This window comes from Siccibacter turicensis LMG 23730 (assembly GCF_000463155.2).
Taxonomy (GTDB): Bacteria; Pseudomonadota; Gammaproteobacteria; order Enterobacterales; family Enterobacteriaceae; genus Siccibacter; species Siccibacter turicensis.
Genome location: NZ_AWFZ01000042.1, coordinates 200,514 through 217,010, shown reverse-complemented (window position 1 = coordinate 217,010; position 16,497 = coordinate 200,514). Strand labels below are relative to the sequence as shown.

At 59.3% G+C, this 16,497-nt stretch carries 19 protein-coding genes; 9 read left to right on the top strand and 10 right to left on the bottom strand.

What is annotated here, in order from left to right; genetic code table 11:
• Positions 1-144: 144 nt before the first annotated feature.
• Together DW58_RS13035 and DW58_RS13030 are read left to right on the top strand one after the other, a co-directional pair.
• Positions 145-804, top strand: a complete 660-nt coding sequence (locus DW58_RS13035; RefSeq protein ID WP_024547426.1) for a helix-turn-helix domain-containing protein — start codon at positions 145-147, stop codon at positions 802-804.
• 102 nt (positions 805-906) lie between these two features.
• Positions 907-1,554, top strand: a complete 648-nt coding sequence (locus DW58_RS13030) for a helix-turn-helix domain-containing protein (RefSeq protein ID WP_081706688.1) — start codon at positions 907-909, stop codon at positions 1,552-1,554.
• A gap of 136 nt (positions 1,555-1,690) precedes the next feature.
• Here DW58_RS13030 and DW58_RS20985 read toward each other — a convergent pair whose 3' ends face one another.
• On the bottom strand, positions 1,691-1,873 hold the full coding sequence (locus DW58_RS20985) for a hypothetical protein (protein WP_035885552.1): 183 nt from the start codon (positions 1,871-1,873) through the stop codon (positions 1,691-1,693).
• Between the two features lie 387 nt (positions 1,874-2,260).
• On the opposite strand from DW58_RS20985, the gene yedE reads away from it, so the two are divergent.
• The 4 genes from yedE to DW58_RS13010 all read left to right on the top strand — a co-directional run bounded on the left by yedE (position 2,261) and on the right by DW58_RS13010 (position 5,476).
• Positions 2,261-3,469: a selenium metabolism membrane protein YedE/FdhT gene (gene yedE, locus DW58_RS13025; RefSeq protein WP_024547428.1), complete on the top strand. Its 1,209-nt coding sequence runs from the start codon at positions 2,261-2,263 to the stop codon at positions 3,467-3,469.
• Positions 3,466-3,699 carry a sulfurtransferase-like selenium metabolism protein YedF gene (gene yedF / locus DW58_RS13020; RefSeq protein WP_024547429.1) on the top strand — a complete coding sequence of 78 codons (234 nt, stop codon included), beginning with the start codon at positions 3,466-3,468 and terminating at the stop codon, positions 3,697-3,699. Before yedE ends, yedF begins: the two co-directional genes overlap by 4 nt.
• Positions 3,700-3,803: 104 nt before the next feature.
• A complete protein-coding gene (locus tag DW58_RS13015; RefSeq protein ID WP_024547430.1) occupies positions 3,804-4,346 on the top strand; it encodes a TetR/AcrR family transcriptional regulator in 543 nt (180 codons plus the stop codon).
• Positions 4,343-5,476, top strand: a complete 1,134-nt coding sequence (locus tag DW58_RS13010) for an MFS transporter (protein ID WP_024547431.1) — start codon at positions 4,343-4,345, stop codon at positions 5,474-5,476. The genes DW58_RS13015 and DW58_RS13010 overlap by 4 nt, the downstream gene beginning before the upstream one ends.
• Before the next feature lie 368 nt (positions 5,477-5,844).
• Here the strand turns inward: DW58_RS13010 and DW58_RS13005 are convergent, their stop codons facing one another.
• The 3 genes from DW58_RS13005 to yobA are packed head-to-tail and all read right to left on the bottom strand — an operon-like array spanning position 5,845 to position 7,452.
• Positions 5,845-6,189 carry a YebY family protein gene (locus DW58_RS13005; protein WP_024547432.1) on the bottom strand — a complete coding sequence of 115 codons (345 nt, stop codon included), beginning with the start codon at positions 6,187-6,189 and terminating at the stop codon, positions 5,845-5,847.
• A 25-nt stretch (positions 6,190-6,214) separates the two neighbouring features.
• Entirely contained in the window at positions 6,215-7,075 is an 861-nt protein-coding gene (gene copD, locus DW58_RS13000; RefSeq protein ID WP_051195579.1) for a copper homeostasis membrane protein CopD, read from the bottom strand.
• A gap of 2 nt (positions 7,076-7,077) precedes the next feature.
• Positions 7,078-7,452, bottom strand: a complete 375-nt coding sequence (yobA, locus tag DW58_RS12995) for a CopC domain-containing protein YobA (protein ID WP_024549291.1) — start codon at positions 7,450-7,452, stop codon at positions 7,078-7,080.
• 125 nt (positions 7,453-7,577) lie between these two features.
• Between yobA and DW58_RS12990 the strand changes: the two genes are divergently transcribed.
• Both DW58_RS12990 and exoX read left to right on the top strand, forming a co-directional pair.
• Complete coding sequence (locus DW58_RS12990; RefSeq protein WP_024549292.1) at positions 7,578-7,808, top strand: DNA polymerase III subunit theta; 231 nt, start codon at positions 7,578-7,580, stop codon at positions 7,806-7,808.
• Between the two features lie 65 nt (positions 7,809-7,873).
• Positions 7,874-8,536 carry an exodeoxyribonuclease X gene (gene exoX / locus DW58_RS12985; RefSeq protein ID WP_024549293.1) on the top strand — a complete coding sequence of 221 codons (663 nt, stop codon included), beginning with the start codon at positions 7,874-7,876 and terminating at the stop codon, positions 8,534-8,536.
• Here the strand turns inward: exoX and ptrB are convergent, their stop codons facing one another.
• The 4 genes from ptrB to DW58_RS12965 form a co-directional block, all read right to left on the bottom strand.
• Positions 8,537-10,597, bottom strand: coding sequence for an oligopeptidase B (gene ptrB, locus DW58_RS12980; protein WP_024549294.1), 2,061 nt, complete (start codon positions 10,595-10,597; stop codon positions 8,537-8,539).
• A gap of 84 nt (positions 10,598-10,681) precedes the next feature.
• Positions 10,682-11,347, bottom strand: coding sequence for a tellurite resistance TerB family protein (locus DW58_RS12975; RefSeq protein ID WP_024549295.1), 666 nt, complete (start codon positions 11,345-11,347; stop codon positions 10,682-10,684).
• Positions 11,348-11,762: 415 nt separating this feature from the next.
• Positions 11,763-12,107 (bottom strand): protein YebF, encoded by a 345-nt coding sequence (yebF, locus tag DW58_RS12970; protein ID WP_024549296.1) that lies wholly within the window; start codon positions 12,105-12,107, stop codon positions 11,763-11,765.
• A 73-nt stretch (positions 12,108-12,180) separates the two neighbouring features.
• On the bottom strand, positions 12,181-12,507 hold the full coding sequence (locus tag DW58_RS12965) for a YebG family protein (RefSeq protein ID WP_024549297.1): 327 nt from the start codon (positions 12,505-12,507) through the stop codon (positions 12,181-12,183).
• A gap of 136 nt (positions 12,508-12,643) precedes the next feature.
• On the opposite strand from DW58_RS12965, the gene purT reads away from it, so the two are divergent.
• Positions 12,644-13,822 carry a formate-dependent phosphoribosylglycinamide formyltransferase gene (purT, locus tag DW58_RS12960; RefSeq protein ID WP_024549298.1) on the top strand — a complete coding sequence of 393 codons (1,179 nt, stop codon included), beginning with the start codon at positions 12,644-12,646 and terminating at the stop codon, positions 13,820-13,822.
• Positions 13,823-13,891: 69 nt separating this feature from the next.
• On the opposite strand, the gene DW58_RS12955 is transcribed toward purT, so the two are convergent.
• Together DW58_RS12955 and edd are read right to left on the bottom strand one after the other, a co-directional pair.
• A complete protein-coding gene (locus DW58_RS12955) occupies positions 13,892-14,533 on the bottom strand; it encodes a bifunctional 4-hydroxy-2-oxoglutarate aldolase/2-dehydro-3-deoxy-phosphogluconate aldolase (RefSeq protein WP_024549299.1) in 642 nt (213 codons plus the stop codon).
• 64 nt (positions 14,534-14,597) lie between these two features.
• Positions 14,598-16,412, bottom strand: a complete 1,815-nt coding sequence (gene edd / locus DW58_RS12950) for a phosphogluconate dehydratase (protein WP_024549300.1) — start codon at positions 16,410-16,412, stop codon at positions 14,598-14,600.
• Positions 16,413-16,497: the final 85 nt, after the last annotated feature.

Genomic DNA, 16,497 nt, shown 5'->3' with positions numbered 1-16,497 from the left:
TGATATAAACTGCGCGCCACCGACAACTGGTTTTTAGTCCACAAATAGACCAATAGATACTTTATTGACGTGAATCCTGACATCATAATTCTGCCAATTATTCACCACGGTAATAGCAAGCTATTTTATGGAGTCACTTCGATAATGAGTGAGTTAAAAACCTCGCGCCCCACCTCCGATTTTTTTCATGATCCAAATAAACCGCTTTCAGATATACATTTGCTTATTCAGCACCTTTCGCTTGAAAGCAATAAAGTATTAACACAAAAGAGAAAGTCTTTTAACTTTATGAAAGGGCATGAAAATCAATGCTTTCTACTCATGAAGGGCAGCATTTCGCTTTACCGCATCAGCGATGGGATAATCCTTAACTCAGAGCGCGCGCCATTTATCTTCGGGTTAAGCAGCCATACGACAGTGTCGAAACATCTGTATCTACGCACCGAAGAGGACTCTCTGATCGGCACGCTGCCTTTCACCAGTGCAAAACGCATTATTAAAGCGAATAGTTTATGGGAGAGTTATGCAAACCTGCTGCTTTACAACACCAGCCGCATCTACTGCCATTGCGTCTCTATCTCGCAACTTTCTTCTTACGAGATAATCAAAAACCAACTCCTGCAGTTGAATAACGAACCGGTGGGTATCAGACAAAACATCACCGCGGCGAATTATATACTTGCACGCACCTTTCTTTCGCGTAGCGGAGTAATGCGTATTCTCTCGCGTCTGAAAGCGGATGGCTACATCACTGCAGAGCGTGGGATTTTACTAAGTATAAATAATTTACCTGATAGTTATTAATAAGTTATGTAAAAAAAACCTTACCAGCAGTATCGCAGGTAAGCAATGTTGCCGCAATACGATATAGTGATTTCACAATAACTCTGTTTTGAAGCTGAAGATATGAGTACGCAAATCCCAACGTTAATGGCGATCAAGAAAGCGCAAAACATTCACGCCAGTGAACTTATTGGAAGGCTGGATGAATTTCTCACGTTTAAGCGCTTCCCGGCGCGCAGCAGATTTACCTTTTCAGGGCGTAATAAAGGGCGCTGCTACCTGTTCCGTAGCGGGCAAATCTCCGGGTACTACAAAGAAAGTCGTACCCAGCTCGATCGCATTAACACGCCGTGGATTGCCGGTATCGCGTTTCCCGATCAGGAGCTGCTGGAGCTGATCTTTGTTGCGGAAACCGAATGTGAAGTTGCGACGCTGACGCAGGACGAGGTGATGGCACTCATCCAGCAGACTGACAGCTGGCAGCTATACGCCAATTTTCTGCAGGTGCTCTCTGCTAAGCTACTGATTCATATGAGCCAGCTGACGACGCCGAGTACCTGGACGATGGTGTGTAATCAGTTAAGGGAGTTGATTAACGAACCGGAAGAGATACGTACCACGGTAAAGGTAGAGGAGTACATCCGTAACCGCACCCAGCTTTCACGCAGCGGCGTGTTTAAGGTGCTGTCGCAGCTTAAGCAAATGAACGCCATTACTATCAGCAAAGGCATTTTGATGGCGGTACATGCGCTACCGGAAAAGCAGCCGTAGCGGAAAAGAGACCATTACCGTTAAGTTGATTCTTAACGGCAAGGCGATAAATACGGTTTTATACCCGACGGAACAGGCGGGCTGACACAGGTCGGGTTTCAGCACGTGCGGCAAAAGGTGCGTGCGCAACGGACGATTAATTAATTAATATCGTCCTGGACAGCGTACCGTTGAGGTTTTTACGCAGCTCGGCGTTTTCCTCCAGCAAATATTCAATGCTTTTGGTCATCGCTTCGATAAGCTCCTGGGCGACTTTACTTTCAAACTTCGCCACCGCTGGGGCCGCATTAATCAGTTGGCCGATCGTCAATTGGTTCATGTGCAACCTCCCTATCTGCTTATTGGGTTAACTGCTGTTGATAAACAGAGTAGCGTTAATCGCACACAGTTTATCCGCACAGAAACCGCCATAAATGGCCGTTATTCAAATCCGACCTTTAAGACGATTCCCGATTGCGTCAGGCCAGCTACTATTTCCCGCATTCGGGTGATAATATTTTACACATTAAAATCAATGGCATAGATCCATCACCTTTCCTGCCGCCACGTATTCACGATTAAGGACGTTGGCCCCGTTATGTCCCAGCGCTTTTATCGCTGCATAAAACGCACCACTACCAGAATAATCTTAAGTACGGTTATTATAGGCGCCTTCTGCGCCGACTCGCGGCGCGTGTAGATCCTTCTGAGTTCAGAGGCTAACAGCATGTCCTGGCATTATTTCAAACAAACCTACCTCGTTAAATTTTGGGCACCTATGCCGGCGGTGATCGCGGCCGGCGTGCTCTCGACCTACTATTTCGGGCTGACCGGCACCTTCTGGGCCGTCACCGGCGAGTTCACCCGCTGGGGCGGTCAGTTGCTCCAGCTTCTGGGGGTACACACCGAGGAGTGGGGCTATTTCAAACTGATTCATCTGGAAGGCACCCCGCTTACCCGCATCGACGGCATGATGATTATCGGCATGTTCGGCGGCTGTTTCGCCGCCGCGCTGTGGGCCAATAACGTGAAGCTGCGTATGCCGCGCAGCCGCGTGCGCATCCTGCAGGCGGTGGCGGGCGGTATCATCGCCGGTTTCGGCGCACGTCTGGCGATGGGCTGCAACCTGGCCGCGTTCTTCACCGGTATTCCGCAGTTCTCCTTGCACGCCTGGTTCTTTGCGGTCGCCACCGCTATCGGCACCTGGTTTGGCGCGCGCTTTACGCTGCTGCCGATATTCCGCCTGCCGGTGAAGCTGGAGAAAGTCTCGGCGGCCTCCTCCGCAACCCAGGATGCCGACCGCGCCCGTCGCCGTTTCCGGCTCGGCATCGCGGTATTCGTGGCCATTATTGGCTGGGCGCTGCTCACCGCGCTGAAACAGCCGAAGCTGGGGCTGGCGATGCTGTGCGGCGTCGGTTTCGGGCTGCTGATTGAGCGCGCCCAGATCTGCTTCACCTCCGCGTTCCGCGATATGTGGATCACCGGCCGTACCCACATGGCGAAAGCCATCGTGTTTGGTATGGCGGTGAGCGCCATCGGCATTTACAGCTATGTGCAGCTCGGGGTGGACGCCAAAATTATGTGGGCCGGTCCAAACGCCGTTATCGGCGGCCTGCTGTTCGGGTTTGGCATTGTGCTGGCCGGCGGGTGTGAAACCGGCTGGATGTACCGTGCGGTCGAGGGGCAGGTCCACTTCTGGTGGGTGGGGCTTGGCAACGTGATTGGCTCGACCCTGCTTGCCTGGTACTGGGATGATCTTGCACCGGCGCTGGCCACCAACTGGGACAAGGTCAACCTGCTGGAGAGCTTTGGTCCGCTCGGCGGGCTGCTGGTGACCTACCTCCTGCTGTTCGCCGCACTGATGATGATTATTGGCTGGGAGAAATACTTTTTCCTCCACCGTTCTACCGTTCAGGTTATTAAGGAGACCGCATGACAACGCACGTACCTGACTACCGTCTGGATATGCAGGGTGAGTCCTGCCCTTACCCCGCTGTAGCTATGCTGGAGCAGATGCCTCAGCTGGCGCGCGGGGAGATCCTCGAAGTGATTAGCGACTGCGCGCAGTCGATCAACAACATCCCGCAGGATGCCCGCAACCACGGCTACACCGTGCTGGAGATCCAGCAGGATGGCCCGATTCTGCGCTTTTTGATTCAGAAGTAGCGCTCCGCTCCTCCCGCCGCGCCGGGAGGAGATGTCCCCTCCTCGCTCTCGCTTTTCTGCGCCGTTTTTTTGCAAAAGTAAAACGATCGGTTTACTTTTAAGGTATGAGAAAACGCGAAGACATTATCGACGCCGCCGAGCGGCTGTTCTATTCCAACGGCTTTCACGCCACCAGCACCGACCGCATCTGCAGCGAGGCTGGCGTATCCACGCGCACCTTCTATCGCTATTTCCCCTCCCGGGAAGCGCTGACCGAAGCGGTGATGGACGCGCGCAAACGCCGTTTCTTTGCGGCGCTCTACCCTGCCGCACAGCCCGACGCCATTCAACAGCTGTTCGCGGCGCTGGCGTCCTGGATGCAGGACTACGGCACCGGCGGCTGCTTTTTCCTCAAGGTGTGGGGAGAGTATGCCGAGCAGGATCCGCGCCTCTGCGCGCTGGCGCTGGACTTCCGCTATCAGCTGCGGGAGTACATTACCGTTGCCACCGCCCAGGCCTGTCCGCAGGATGACGGCGCAACGGCAGACGCGGTGTGGATGCTGTTCGAGGGGGCCATCACCTCGGCGCTGATCGTCGGCCCGGTCGCGGCGCGTCAGGCTGCTGCCGCCGCCGCCGTGCTGATGTCAGCATCGCAGGCCCGCCCATGAAGCCCACCGTGGCGCTCGCCATCAGCGGATTCGCGCTTATCGCGGTCACCTACGGCCTGGCGCGATTCGCCTGGGGGCTGATGCTGCCGGATATCACCCGCGACATCCCCTTTACGCCGCGCGTGGCGGGCATCATCGCCGCCTGCAGCTTCGTGGCTTACTGCCTCGCGTCGCTGGGCGCGGCGCCGCTGACCCAGCGTATCGGCCCGCGCTATACCGCATGCGTTGCCTCGCTCTGCGCCACCCTGGGGCTGGTGCTGCTCGCCCTCGCCACCGCGCCCTGGCTGCTGGCTGCCGGGCTGTTTATCGCCGGACTCAGCGCGGGCCTGGCCTCCCCGGCGCTCGCCGCCGCGGTGAGTCGGGTGATCAGCCCGGGTAAGCAGCCACAGATCAACACCATCATCAACGCCGGTACCGGCGCAGGCATTATTCTGTCGGTGCCGATCCTGATGCTGCTTCCCGGCGGATGGCGCGCGGCCTGCGTAGCCTTTGCCGTCTGTGCGCTGGCATGCCTCTACCCCGCCCTGCGCTATCTGCCGGGCCGCGGCGAGCATGACAGTCGCGCCCCCGCGCCGGGGGGCGTGCAGCTGCGGAAGATGGGGCGCCTGCTGACGGTGGCGTTTATCAGCGGCGTGGCCAGCGCGGCGTGGTGGAGCTTTGGCCCGGACGTGCTGCGCCAGCACGTGAGGGTGGACGCCCAGGCCGCCAGCATGCTGTGGCTGGTCAGCGGCGGAGCGGGCATTGTTGGGGCATTCACCGGTCCGCTGGCCAATCGCATCGGCCTGAACCGGGTGTATCGCATCTCGCAGCTGTGCATGGGGGTGCCGCTGCTGGCGCTGGCCTTCGGGGAGGGCTTCAGCCCGTGGCTGATCCCGGCGGTCGCGCTGTGCGGTGCGGGTTACATTACGCTCTCCGGCGTGCTGCTGGTGTACGGCGCCGCCGCCTCGGAGGTGCCGGCCGCCGGAGTCGCCGCGGTGTTTTTACTGCTTGCCGCGGGCCAGGTCGCCGGCGCGATGCTGTTCGGCGCGGCCTACGCTGGTCTGGGTGCGACCACCGGCCTGACGCTGTTCTGCGCCCTGTCGCTGCTGATGGCGCTGTTGGTGCCGGGCAGAATGACGACAAAAAGTTAGCCGCGCGGCGAAAAACCCCTGGACGCGGGCCGTGCGGTGTATGGTATGGTTTATCGCAGCCGGTTACCGCTCGCGAATGACGATGGATAGCGCGCTCGCCGGGTTGGTTGCCACGCTCTGGATAAAAAAAGACCGAAAACGATTCCTGTTTTCGGTCCAGGGAAATGGCTCCTGGGATGGAGCCGTGCGCTAAAAGTTGGCATTAATGCAGGCTTAGTCGCCTTGCACTATAAGAATAGATGACGACGTCAGGTTTGCCAGTCCGTGACTATTGCAATGCTAAAAAATCCGCTGGCCGGGTCGTCAACATAAAAAAAACCGCACTGCGTTGTTATTCAGCAGCGCGGTTTTTTTATGCCTGAAGGCCGTCAGGATTTGCACAGGGCCTGGGCACGCTCGATAAACGGCTCCAGGCTCATCTTGTGCCCCGGGCGCGCCGGGTCGTCCACCACAATGACCGATACCGGCTGGCCGGTGGTCTTGCCGCTTGCCACCTGCTGCTGCGCTTTTTCATTGAGCGGATACTGCATCAGGGTTGACGGGTTAATCACAAACAGCGCGCCGTCAGGGCGGCACGACAGCATCACCTCTTCCCGATTAAACGCCCACTTATCCTTACCCACCTCGAAGCGGCTCACGGTAGCAATCTGCGGCGCGGCCAGTGCCATACCGGAGAGGGAGGTTAACAGCAGTGCCAGTAAAGTCTTTTTCATAGCCTTCTCTTGTCATACACATCAATCAGAATGGTGCCCAGGTCGCCAACAGCGTGACCGTCGCAATCACCAGCACACCGAGCAACATTTCAGCCTGGGTCAGGCGGATAAAGCGCGCTATCGCGTCAGGACCGGCATGAAATCGCGGCACCAGAACATAGCGATTATACAGGGCGATCGCCACCATGCCTGCCACCAGCCCAACTTTTACCATCAACAGTTGCAGCCACGGCGTAAACCCGTGCCAGCGAAACCCGGTGATGATCAGCCCGTTAAGCACCCCGGTCAGCACGACGCCGGCGACCGCGATGTGGCCGCTGAGGGAAAAACGCCGCATCGCGCGAATGGCATCCTCGCGCAGCGCCGGCTCACCCCCGAGCCGCATGCAGATAAGCAGCGGTAGCAGACCGCCGATCCACCATGCCGCGCTGAGCAGATGCAGGCTGTGGTTCAGACGCTGTAGCGCACCGAGGGGGCCGTCGTTCATCGCCGCGTGGCCGGTCCAGGCGAGCAGCGCCAGCTGAGCACCGGCCAGAATGAGCAGCAGCACGCGGCCTGAGACACACAGCGCCGCCAGGGTTGCCGCGGCAAAACCGCCCTGCACCAGCCAGACGTTACCAAAGCGCGTCCCGGCCACAGCCCGCAGCACTTCCGGGTTCAGCATATCCGCCGGACCGTCGCCCATCAGCCCCGCCTGGGTAAGATAGAGGCTTACGGTAGTCACCATCAGCAGCAAGGCGCAGGCCACCAGACCGCGTCTCAGGCGATGGGCCATCGCCGCGCGCAGCGCACCCCGGGTAAAGCAAGTCAGGCTTACCGCACCGCCAGACAGCGTGCACAGCGCCAGGATATGCAGCCCGCGCAGCGCAGGATAAAGCAGCTCCATGATTATTTCACGCTAAAGGCCCATGACCCTTTGGTTTTATGGCCGTCCACGGAAACCACCTGCCACTGCACCTGATAGTGACCGGCTTTGAGGGGTGCCTCGATCGGCACCTCCAGCTGCTTGTCGTCGCTGCCGCTGCGGGTCGGTTTACCGGTAGCGACCAGCTGGTTATTCGGCCCGGTGAGCATCACCTTACTGAAGTTCTGCTCCACTCCTTCCGAGAAGCTGAGCGTCAGCGCCTTCGGCGATTCGCTCACGGCGGCATCGGCGGCCGGAAACTGGTGTTTGAGATGCGCATGGGCCAGCGCCGCAGAAGAAAATGCCAGCGTGGTGGTCAGGGCTAACAGGGTGGGGAGTACCCGGCGGGAAATCAGCATATTTCCATTCCTTTTCAATCAGTCTCGCGAAAGAATATCAGCTTTGGGTATGAAGTCGAGGCGATAAAGGCTTGTCATCTGCCGTGCTGCACAGTACCTTTGCCACCAGCCAGAAGGAGAACCCTATGCAACGCAATCTCGCAAAACTTCCCCAGGATGAGATGGACAAAATCAACGTCGATCTGGCCGCGGCGGGGGTGGCGTTTAAAGAGCGCTACAATATGCCGGTGGTCGCTGAAATGGTCGAGCGCGAACAGCCGGATGCGCTGCGCAGCTACTTCCGCGAGCGCCTGATCGCCCATCGTCTGGCCTCGGTGAACCTCTCCCGTCTGCCTTACGAACCAAAATCCAAATAGCCTTAACCGTCGACGCCGTCTGCGCGTCGGCGCCCTTTCCTTTTTTTTGATCCCGGGAGCACAGCATGCTACGCGTCATCGATACTGAAACCTGCGGCTTACAGGGCGGCGTGGTCGAAGTGGCATCGGTAGATATCATTGACGGACAGATCGTCAACCCGATGAGCGATCTGGTGCGTCCCGATCGCCCGATTGGCGCCCAGGCCATGGCGATACATAGGATCACCGAAGCGATGGTGGCGGATAAACCCTGGATTGAAGACGTCATTCCACGCTATCACGGCAGCCGCTACTACGTGGCGCACAACGCCAGCTTTGACCAGCGGATGCTGCCGCCCATGAGCGGGGAGTGGATCTGTACCGTCAAGCTGGCGCGTCGCCTGTGGCCCGGCATCAAGTACAGCAACATGGCGCTGTACAAATCCCGCAAGCTGCACGTCGAGACGCCGCCAGGCCTGCACCAGCACCGGGCGCTGTTCGACTGCTATATCACCGCGGCGCTGCTTATCGATATCATGAATACGTCAGGCTGGACGCCGGAGGAGATGGTAGAAGTGACGGGCCGACCGGGGCTTATCCAGACCTTTCAGTTCGGGAAGTACCGCGGCCGACCGGTGGCCGAAATCGCCGACCGCGATCCCGGCTACCTGCGCTGGATGATGAACAACTTCAAAGCCATGACGCCCGAGTGGCGGCTCACGCTGCGCCACTACCTGGGCGACGAGTAGCTAGCGCGGCGCCTGACCCGGCAGCGTGCCCTGGGCCAGCGCGATCAGGAAAGCGTACTCCATCGCCACCCCTTCATAGGATTTAAAGCGCCCGGACTTACCGCCGTGCCCCGAATCCATATCGGTACAGAGCAGCAGCAGGTTATCGTCGGTTTTGTACTCCCGCAGCTTCGCGACCCATTTTGCCGGCTCCCAGTACTGCACCTGGGAATCGTGCAGGCCGGTGGTGACCAGCAAGTGCGGATACTCCTGGGCCTGCACCTGGTCGTAGGGGCTGTAGTCCTTCATATAGCGATAGTACGCTTCGTCTTTGGGATTGCCCCACTCCTCAAACTCCCCGGTGGTCAGGGGGATGGATTCATCGAGCATCGTCGTCACCACGTCAACGAACGGCACCTGGGCCACTACGCCATGAAACAGCTCCGGACGCTGGTTAATGACGGTGCCCATCAGCATGCCGCCCGCGCTCCCCCCCATACCGTACAGGTAGTGCGGATCGCCGTAGCCCTCTTTCAGAAGGGCGTCGCACACGTCGATATAGTCGTTAAAGGTGTTTTTCTTCTTCAGGAACTTACCGTCTTCATACCACCCCTGCCCCAGCTCACCGCCGCCGCGGATATGGGCGATGGCGTAGACAAATCCCCGGTCGAGCAGGCTCAGCCGGCTGGTACTGAAGTCCGCATCCATACAGGTGCCGTACGAGCCGTAACCGTACACCAGCAGCGGATTTTTGCCGCGTCGGAAGCAGGAGGTGCGATAAACCAGTGACACCGGGACCTCCACGCCGTCCCGCGCCTTCACCCACAGGTGTTCGCTGCGGTAGTTCGCCGCGTCAAACCCGGCGACCTCGGTCTGCTTCAGCACGCGCCGCTCGCCGGTGTCCATATCCAGCTCGAACAGGGTATCCGGCGTGGTCATCGAAGAGTAACCGTAGCGCAGGCGCGACGTCTCCGGCTCGGGGTTATAGGCAAGCCAGGTGACATAGGCCGGATCGTCAAAGGCGATGCCGGTTACCTCCCGGGTTTTGCGGTTGATTTGCCGCAGGCTGGTCAGGCCGCGCTGACGCTCCTCCACCACCAGCCAGTCGGTAAACAGCGTAAAGCCTTCCAGCATGATGTTATCCCGCGCCGGGATCAGCACTTCCCAGCGAGATTCATCCCGCACTTTGGTGCGGTACAGCCCGAAGTTTTTTCCGTCGCGGTTGGAGCGCAGGTAAAAGGTGTGCTGATAGTGGTCGAGGCTGTATTCGTGATCCTTGCGCCGCGCCAGAAACTGCTGAGGCAGCGCATCGGGCAGTTCTGCGTCAAGCAGCAGCACTTCACTGGTGGTGGCGCTGTTGAGATAGATCAGGACAAAGTGCTGGGAGGTGGTTTTATGCAGGCTGACGTAGAAGGTCTCGTCTGTCTCTTCATACACCAGCTCATCACGGCTGGAGGGCGTCCCCACGGTATGGCGCCACACCTGATACGGCAACAGCGTGGTGGCGTGCTTGCGCACGTAGTAGAGCGTCGAGGAGTCGTTCGCCCAGACAAAGCTCGGCGAGACGTTCTCCAGCGTCTCAGGGTACCAGTTGCCGGTCTCCAGATTGCGAAAGCGCAGCCCGTACTGCCGCCGGGAGAGAAAATCCTCCGCCAGCGCCATGATGCTGTTGTCCGGGGCAACCGACAGCCCGCCCAGGGTGTAAAACTCGCTGTGGGCGGCGCGCTTGTTGGAGTCGAGCAGCAGCTCCCAGTCATCCCATTCCGAGCTCATCACCGACTGGCGCTGATAGATAGCGTACTCGCAGCCGGTTTCATAGACGTGACGATAGCGATAGCCGTTTTTTACATAGGGCGCAGAGACGTCGCGCTGCGGGATACGATCTACCATCTCTTTTAAGAGACGGTCCTGCAACGCCTGCTGCGTGGCCATGATGGCGCGCCCGTAGTCGTTCTCCTGGTGCAGATAGTCCAGCACCTCCGGTTGAGAACGGGAGTCGTCGCGCAACCAGTAATAGTTGTCGATTCGGGTATCGCCATGCTCGGTCAGAGGATGGGGAATTTTTCTCGCTTTAGGTGGCATGTCATTGTTCTTTTGCATTCAACACTCTGTAAGGGTGGCAAAACCCACGCGCGTTGCAAGCGAAACATGACATTTATCCTGCGCTTATTCCCCTGGCAGGGCCTGTTTTTGCTGCTTCAGATCCTGCTCGATGCTGCTGCGCACGTCCTGCGGGATCTTCAGTTCGTCGCCCAGCGCGTTCAGATAGCTGCGCTCCATAAAGTGATCGATGTCGATGGCCGCGCAGCTCAGGAAGTAGACTTCCAGCGCCTCTTCCTCGTTCTGAATGCCCTGGGCAATGCGTTTGGGATCGAGCGGCTGCTCGATAGCCTGCTGGATCAGCGCCCTTCCCTGCTGCTCAACGCCCGCTTCACGCAGCTGCTGTTCAATGGCCTGACGCTCGCGGTCGTCGATATGCCCGTCGCTCTTGGCGGCAAACACCAGCGCCAGAATCAGACGTTCGGTACGCACGTCCAGCGGCGAGTGCTGCTGACCGTAGTTCGGTTCATCCTGATGCGCCGCGCGCACTTTATCTTTGTATTTGTTCCACAGCACGGTACCGGCCACCGCGCCACCGCCCATCAGCAGCGCGCTGCCTGCATATTTGGTCAGCAGTTTGCGCGATGAGGAGCTGGCGACCAGCAAGCCGGCCAGACCACCCAGCGCGCCGGGCATGTATTTGCTGTAACCCTGCTCTTTATCCCCACCCTGCTGGGTGGCGGATTTCGCCTGCCCCAGAACGGACTGAAGCTGTTTTAACCACTGAGACATAATCTTTCTCCGGTAATGTCAGATGTTTACTGAGGGTAAGCGAGTCAGCGTCAAGATATGTCGGGTTTGAGCAAGGAAGGGAAAATTATCGCTGCCGGCCCGTACGGTATGGCTAGCCGAGAACGGCGCAGCCGAGCAGACGCGAAATGGAGGCAGTAAATCAGGAACAGGCGTAGACGGGGTGGCCGGGCAGCACATCAGCAATGCGCGCTAACGTGAGCAGCACATCAGCAATGCGAGCCAACGCGCTAACGGGAACAGCACATCAGCAACATGAGCAAACGCGGTGACGGGAGCAGCACATCAGTAGCATGAGCAGCAACGGGAACGCGGAGAGAAACAGAAACAGGCGGGACAAACATCAGCGCGGTCAACGCAGTCAGACAGGGGCAGCACAGGGCTGCCCGCGGACGCCTCAGTGCTTATAGCTGGCGGTGCCCTTTTTACAGTCGATGGTCACCTGGTAGTGAATATCGGTATTCTTGCCGCGCACCATGAGCGGCACCTGCCAGTTGTCCCCTTCACCGTGCACCGCTTTCGGGTCCGTCCAGGCTACCGGGTCGGCCATGCCGAGGGTTTCCTGATCGTCTGCCCAGCGTGGGATACGATTTTGCAGATAGTCGCGTTTCACGCTGGAGGCGATGGTTTCCGCGTTGGTGCCTTCGCAACGCGGGAAGCTCACATCATGGGCGTCAGCCGCCAGAGCCGGGGCGCTGCCAAGCGCAAGCAGGCTCGCAATAAGCATTCCGGATTTGTACATGTTGTTCTCCTGTCGGTATGTTCAGGAAAAGCATGGTTCAAAACCCTGGTAACGCCAATGTCTTTGCGTCTGATTATGCCGCTTTGATGGGCTTAACCTCGGCGGTCTCTTCATCCGCAGCAGCCTTCTTACGCGCCGCCGGGACTTTTTCTGCCGGTGCGCTTTCCGGCAGCTTGCCGGTTTTGATGATGGTGCTCAGGGCATCACGCTGTTCGGCCAGCCACATCGCCAGCGCGTCGTTCTGTTCGTCTTCCAGCTTCAGCGGGCTCTCCTGCAACCAGTCGCCAAGCACTTCAGCCAGATCGAGCATTTTATCGTAAGCGTCAGCATCCTTTTTATTGGCAAAAGACATCTTTTCCTCACCTTCGCGGACAACCACGTATTTAATTTCAACGGTCATTTTGCAGCCTCGCATCACTGTATTTATATACAGTATAAACCCAGTATCACCTTGCGTGCAACTGCAAAATCACTGTGGCACGCAAACGTTTTCGTTTATACTGCGCCGGTCCATTTTTTCAATCAGGTACAGGGTTATGGCTATGTTGGGTACGGCGCTGCGCCCCGCAGCAACGCGGGTAATGCTTTTGGGTTCGGGTGAATTGGGTAAGGAAGTGGCCATTGAGTGCCAGCGTCTGGGCATCGAAGTGATTGCCGTAGACCGCTATCCGGACGCCCCCGCTATGCACGTCGCCCACCGCAGCCACGTGATCAACATGCTCGACGCTGCCGCCCTGAAAACGCTGGTGGAGCAGGAAAAGCCGCACTACATCGTGCCGGAAATCGAAGCCATCGCCACCGATATGCTGGTTGAGCTGGAGCAGGCCGGGCAGCACGTGGTGCCGACCGCGCGGGCGACAAAACTTACCATGAATCGGGAGGGCATCCGCCGTCTCGCCGCCGAGGAGCTGGCGATCCCGACCTCCCGCTATCGGTTTGCCGACAGCGAAGCGGCGTTCCGTGCAGCTGTCGACACCATCGGCCTGCCCTGCATTGTCAAGCCGGTGATGAGCTCCTCCGGCAAGGGGCAAAGCTTTATCCGTGACGAAGCACAGCTCACCCAGGCGTGGGAATATGCCCAACAGGGCGGCCGCGCCGGGGCCGGGCGCGTGATTGTCGAAGGCGTGGTGGATTTTGATTTCGAAATCACCCTGCTGACCGTCAGCGCGGTCGACGGGGTTCACTTTTGCGCCCCCGTCGGTCACCGTCAGGAGGATGGCGACTACCGCGAGTCCTGGCAGCCGCAGCAGATGAGCGACCTGGCCCTGAGCCGCGCCCAGGAGATGGCGCGCAAGGTGGTGCTGGCGCTGGGCGGCTATGGCCTGTTTGGCGTCGAGCTGTTTATCTGCGGGGACGAGGTGATCTTCAGCGAAGTCTCGCCCCGCCCACATGATACCGGGATGGTGACGCTGATTTCACAGGATCTCTCTGAGTTCGCCCTGCACGTGCGGGCGTTTACCGGCCTGCCCATCGGCGGCATCCGCCAGTATGGCCCGTGCGCCTCGGCGGTGATCCTGCCTGATCTGGTGAGCGACAACCTGAGCTACGGCAATCTGGAGAACGCGCTGGGCGCCGGTCTTCAGCTGCGCCTGTTCGGCAAGCCGGACATCCAGGGAACGCGTCGACTTGGGGTGGCGCTGAGCATGGCAGAGAGCGTCGAGCAGGCGGTTGAACGCGCAAAAGCAGCCGCCGCCGCGGTGGTGGTGAAGGGATAAAAAAAGCCCGGCGTGCTGGCCGGGCGTCGTCATTATGCAGGCGAGCGCGTGATGCCCTCGCCTTTTTTATTACTGCTGCGCGCCAGCCACCGCTTCACGTGCCAGGGTGGTGATGCGATCGTAGTCGCCGCTCTCCAGCGCGTCGGCCGGAACCAGCCAGGAGCCGCCGATGCACAGCACGCTTTTCAGCGCCAGGTAGTCGCGGTAGTTGGCCGGGGAGATGCCGCCGGTCGGGCAGAAACGAACCTGCGAGAACGGGCCTGCGATCGCCTGCAGCGCTTTGGTGCCGCCGTTGGCTTCTGCCGGGAAGAACTTAAACTCTTTCAGGCCGTAGTCCATGCCCAGCATCAGTTCAGAGACGGTGCTGATGCCCGGAATCAACGGAATGGTGCCTTCGGTCGCGGCTTTCAGCAGCGGCTCGGTCAGGCCTGGGCTAATTGCGAACTGCGCGCCAGCCTCGGTCACCTCTGCCAGCTGTCTGGCATTCAGTACGGTACCCGCACCGACGATCGCGTCCGGTACTTCTTTCGCAATCAGGCGAATCGCTTCCAGCGCGCATGGGGTACGCAGGGTCACTTCCAGCACGCGCACGCCGCCTGCCACCAGAGCTTTCGCCATCGGCACCGCGTGTTCGAGCTTATTAATGACGATTACAGGGACAACCGGGCCTGAGGTCAGAATCGCTTCGGCACTTGTTTTCCAGTTTTTCATTCAGATTTACTCCCGCCAACTTTAATTAATTCATCTGTTTTCAGCGCACCGGGTGCGCCGGGAATCATTCAAAAGTAATACAGGTTGCGCCCTGCTCCGCGCCGGACAGTTTCTCGCGCAGCGCGCCAAACAGCTCGCGTCCGGTGCCTACGCGCAGGGCGCTCAGGTCCGGGACAAAGGCGTCACGTGCCGCCAGTTCGGCGTCGTCCACCAGCAGGGTCAGTTCGCCGGTCTGGCCGTTAACACGGATAAGGTCCCCTTCACGCACCTTCGCCAGCATCCCGCCATCGTAGGCTTCCGGGGTGACGTGGATAGCAGAAGGCACCTTACCGGACGCGCCAGAGAGTCGTCCATCGGTAACTAACGCAATTTTGAAACGGCGGTCCAATAATACACCAAGTGGCGGCATGAGTTTATGTAATTCTGGCATCCCGTTCGCTTTTGGTCCCTGATGGCGCACCACCACCACGCAGTCGCGGTCCAGCAGGCCCGCTTCAAACGCCGGCAATACGTCGTGCTGGCTCTCAAAAATTACCGCCGGAGCTTCGATAACCTGGTTCTCAACGGGCACCGCCGAGGTTTTCATCACCGCGCGTCCCAGATTGCCGCTCAGCACCTTGGTGCCGCCGTGGCGGGAGAAGGGGTTGTCGATGGTGGCGATGATGTCGGTGTCCAGCGAGGCCGCTGCCCCTTCACGCCAGTCGAGCTGACCGTTATTGAGCCACGGCTCAAGGGTGTAGCGGCTCAGGCCGAAACCGGCCACGGTATTGACGTCCTCGTGCAGCAGGCCGCCCTTCAGCAGCTCGCGGATCAGCACCGGCACGCCGCCCGCAGCCTGGAAGTGGTTGATGTCCGCCGGGCCGTTCGGGTAGAGGCGCGCCATCAGCGGCACCACATCCGACAGCTCGGAGAAGTCGTCCCAGTTAATGATGATGCCTGCCGCGCGGGCCATCGCCACCAGGTGCATGGTGTGGTTGGTGGAGCCGCCGGTCGCCAGCAGCGCCACGATGCCGTTAACCACCACCTTTTCGTCGATCATCTTACCGATCGGCATCCACGCGTTGCCGTTGCCGGTCAGGCGCGTCACCTGGCGGGCGGCGGCGGCGGTGAGTTCGGTGCGCAGTTCGGCGTCCGGGTGAACAAAGGAGGAGCCGGGCAGCTGCATGCCCATAAACTCAATCACCATCTGGTTGGTGTTGGCGGTGCCGTAGAAGGTGCAGGTGCCCGGCGCATGGTAGGAGGCCGCTTCGGACTCCAGCAGCGCCATGCGATCCACCTTCCCTTCCGCATAGAGCTGGCGAATGCGCACCTTCTCTTTGTTCGGCAAGCCGCTGGCCATCGGCCCGGAGGGGATAAACACCGAGGGCAGGTGCCCGAAGGAGAGCGCCGCCATCGCCAGGCCCGGCACGATTTTGTCGCACACGCCGAGGTAGAGCGCGCCGTCGAACATGTTATGCGACAGCCCCACCGCGGCCGACATGGCGATCACTTCCCGGCTGAGCAGCGACAGCTCCATGCCGTCCTGCCCCTGGGTCACTCCGTCGCACATGGCCGGGACGCCGCCTGCCACCTGGGCGACGGCGCCGATCTCATGCAGCGCGCGGCGAATGATATCGGGATAGCGCTCGTAGGGCTGGTGGGCCGAGAGCATATCGTTATAGGAGGTAATGATGCCAATGTTATGGCGCAGCATGCTTTTCAGGGAGGCTTTATCGTCCGGCTGGCAGGCGGCGAAACCGTGCGCCAGATTGCCGCAGGCTAGCGAGGCGCGGTGTACCGTCTCGCTTTTCGCTTTTTCAATGCGGGCCAGATACGCGCTGCGGGTCTTTTGCGAGCGCTCAATGATTCGATTTGTTACGCGTAACATTACTGGGTTCATAAAAGCTCCTGATAAAAGTGCTGCCACAGGACGCAGAACGGAGGGCGTAACGAAGGGAGTCATTACACTGAAGCACCGCACTCGC

Excerpts from the sequence above, each read along its gene's own strand:
- DW58_RS12975 (WP_024549295.1), bottom strand. The coding sequence starts at position 11,347 with ATGTCTCAGTGGTTAAAACAGCTTCAGTCCGTTCTGGGGCAGGCGAAA.
- DW58_RS13010 (WP_024547431.1), top strand. The coding sequence starts at position 4,343 with ATGAAGCCCACCGTGGCGCTCGCCATCAGCGGATTCGCGCTTATCGCG.
- yedE (WP_024547428.1), top strand. The coding sequence starts at position 2,261 with ATGTCCTGGCATTATTTCAAACAAACCTACCTCGTTAAATTTTGGGCA.
- DW58_RS12955 (WP_024549299.1), bottom strand. The coding sequence starts at position 14,533 with ATGAAAAACTGGAAAACAAGTGCCGAAGCGATTCTGACCTCAGGCCCG.
- DW58_RS13035 (WP_024547426.1), top strand. The coding sequence starts at position 145 with ATGAGTGAGTTAAAAACCTCGCGCCCCACCTCCGATTTTTTTCATGAT.
- edd (WP_024549300.1), bottom strand. The coding sequence starts at position 16,412 with ATGAACCCAGTAATGTTACGCGTAACAAATCGAATCATTGAGCGCTCG.
- yedF (WP_024547429.1), top strand. The coding sequence starts at position 3,466 with ATGACAACGCACGTACCTGACTACCGTCTGGATATGCAGGGTGAGTCC.
- DW58_RS12965 (WP_024549297.1), bottom strand. The coding sequence starts at position 12,507 with ATGACCGTTGAAATTAAATACGTGGTTGTCCGCGAAGGTGAGGAAAAG.
- DW58_RS13015 (WP_024547430.1), top strand. The coding sequence starts at position 3,804 with ATGAGAAAACGCGAAGACATTATCGACGCCGCCGAGCGGCTGTTCTAT.
- yobA (WP_024549291.1), bottom strand. The coding sequence starts at position 7,452 with ATGCTGATTTCCCGCCGGGTACTCCCCACCCTGTTAGCCCTGACCACC.
- DW58_RS13005 (WP_024547432.1), bottom strand. The coding sequence starts at position 6,189 with ATGAAAAAGACTTTACTGGCACTGCTGTTAACCTCCCTCTCCGGTATG.
- ptrB (WP_024549294.1), bottom strand. The coding sequence starts at position 10,597 with ATGCCACCTAAAGCGAGAAAAATTCCCCATCCTCTGACCGAGCATGGC.
- yebF (WP_024549296.1), bottom strand. The coding sequence starts at position 12,107 with ATGTACAAATCCGGAATGCTTATTGCGAGCCTGCTTGCGCTTGGCAGC.
- exoX (WP_024549293.1), top strand. The coding sequence starts at position 7,874 with ATGCTACGCGTCATCGATACTGAAACCTGCGGCTTACAGGGCGGCGTG.
- copD (WP_051195579.1), bottom strand. The coding sequence starts at position 7,075 with ATGGAGCTGCTTTATCCTGCGCTGCGCGGGCTGCATATCCTGGCGCTG.
- DW58_RS13030 (WP_081706688.1), top strand. The coding sequence starts at position 907 with ATGAGTACGCAAATCCCAACGTTAATGGCGATCAAGAAAGCGCAAAAC.
- DW58_RS12990 (WP_024549292.1), top strand. The coding sequence starts at position 7,578 with ATGCAACGCAATCTCGCAAAACTTCCCCAGGATGAGATGGACAAAATC.
- purT (WP_024549298.1), top strand. The coding sequence starts at position 12,644 with ATGGCTATGTTGGGTACGGCGCTGCGCCCCGCAGCAACGCGGGTAATG.
- DW58_RS20985 (WP_035885552.1), bottom strand. The coding sequence starts at position 1,873 with ATGAACCAATTGACGATCGGCCAACTGATTAATGCGGCCCCAGCGGTG.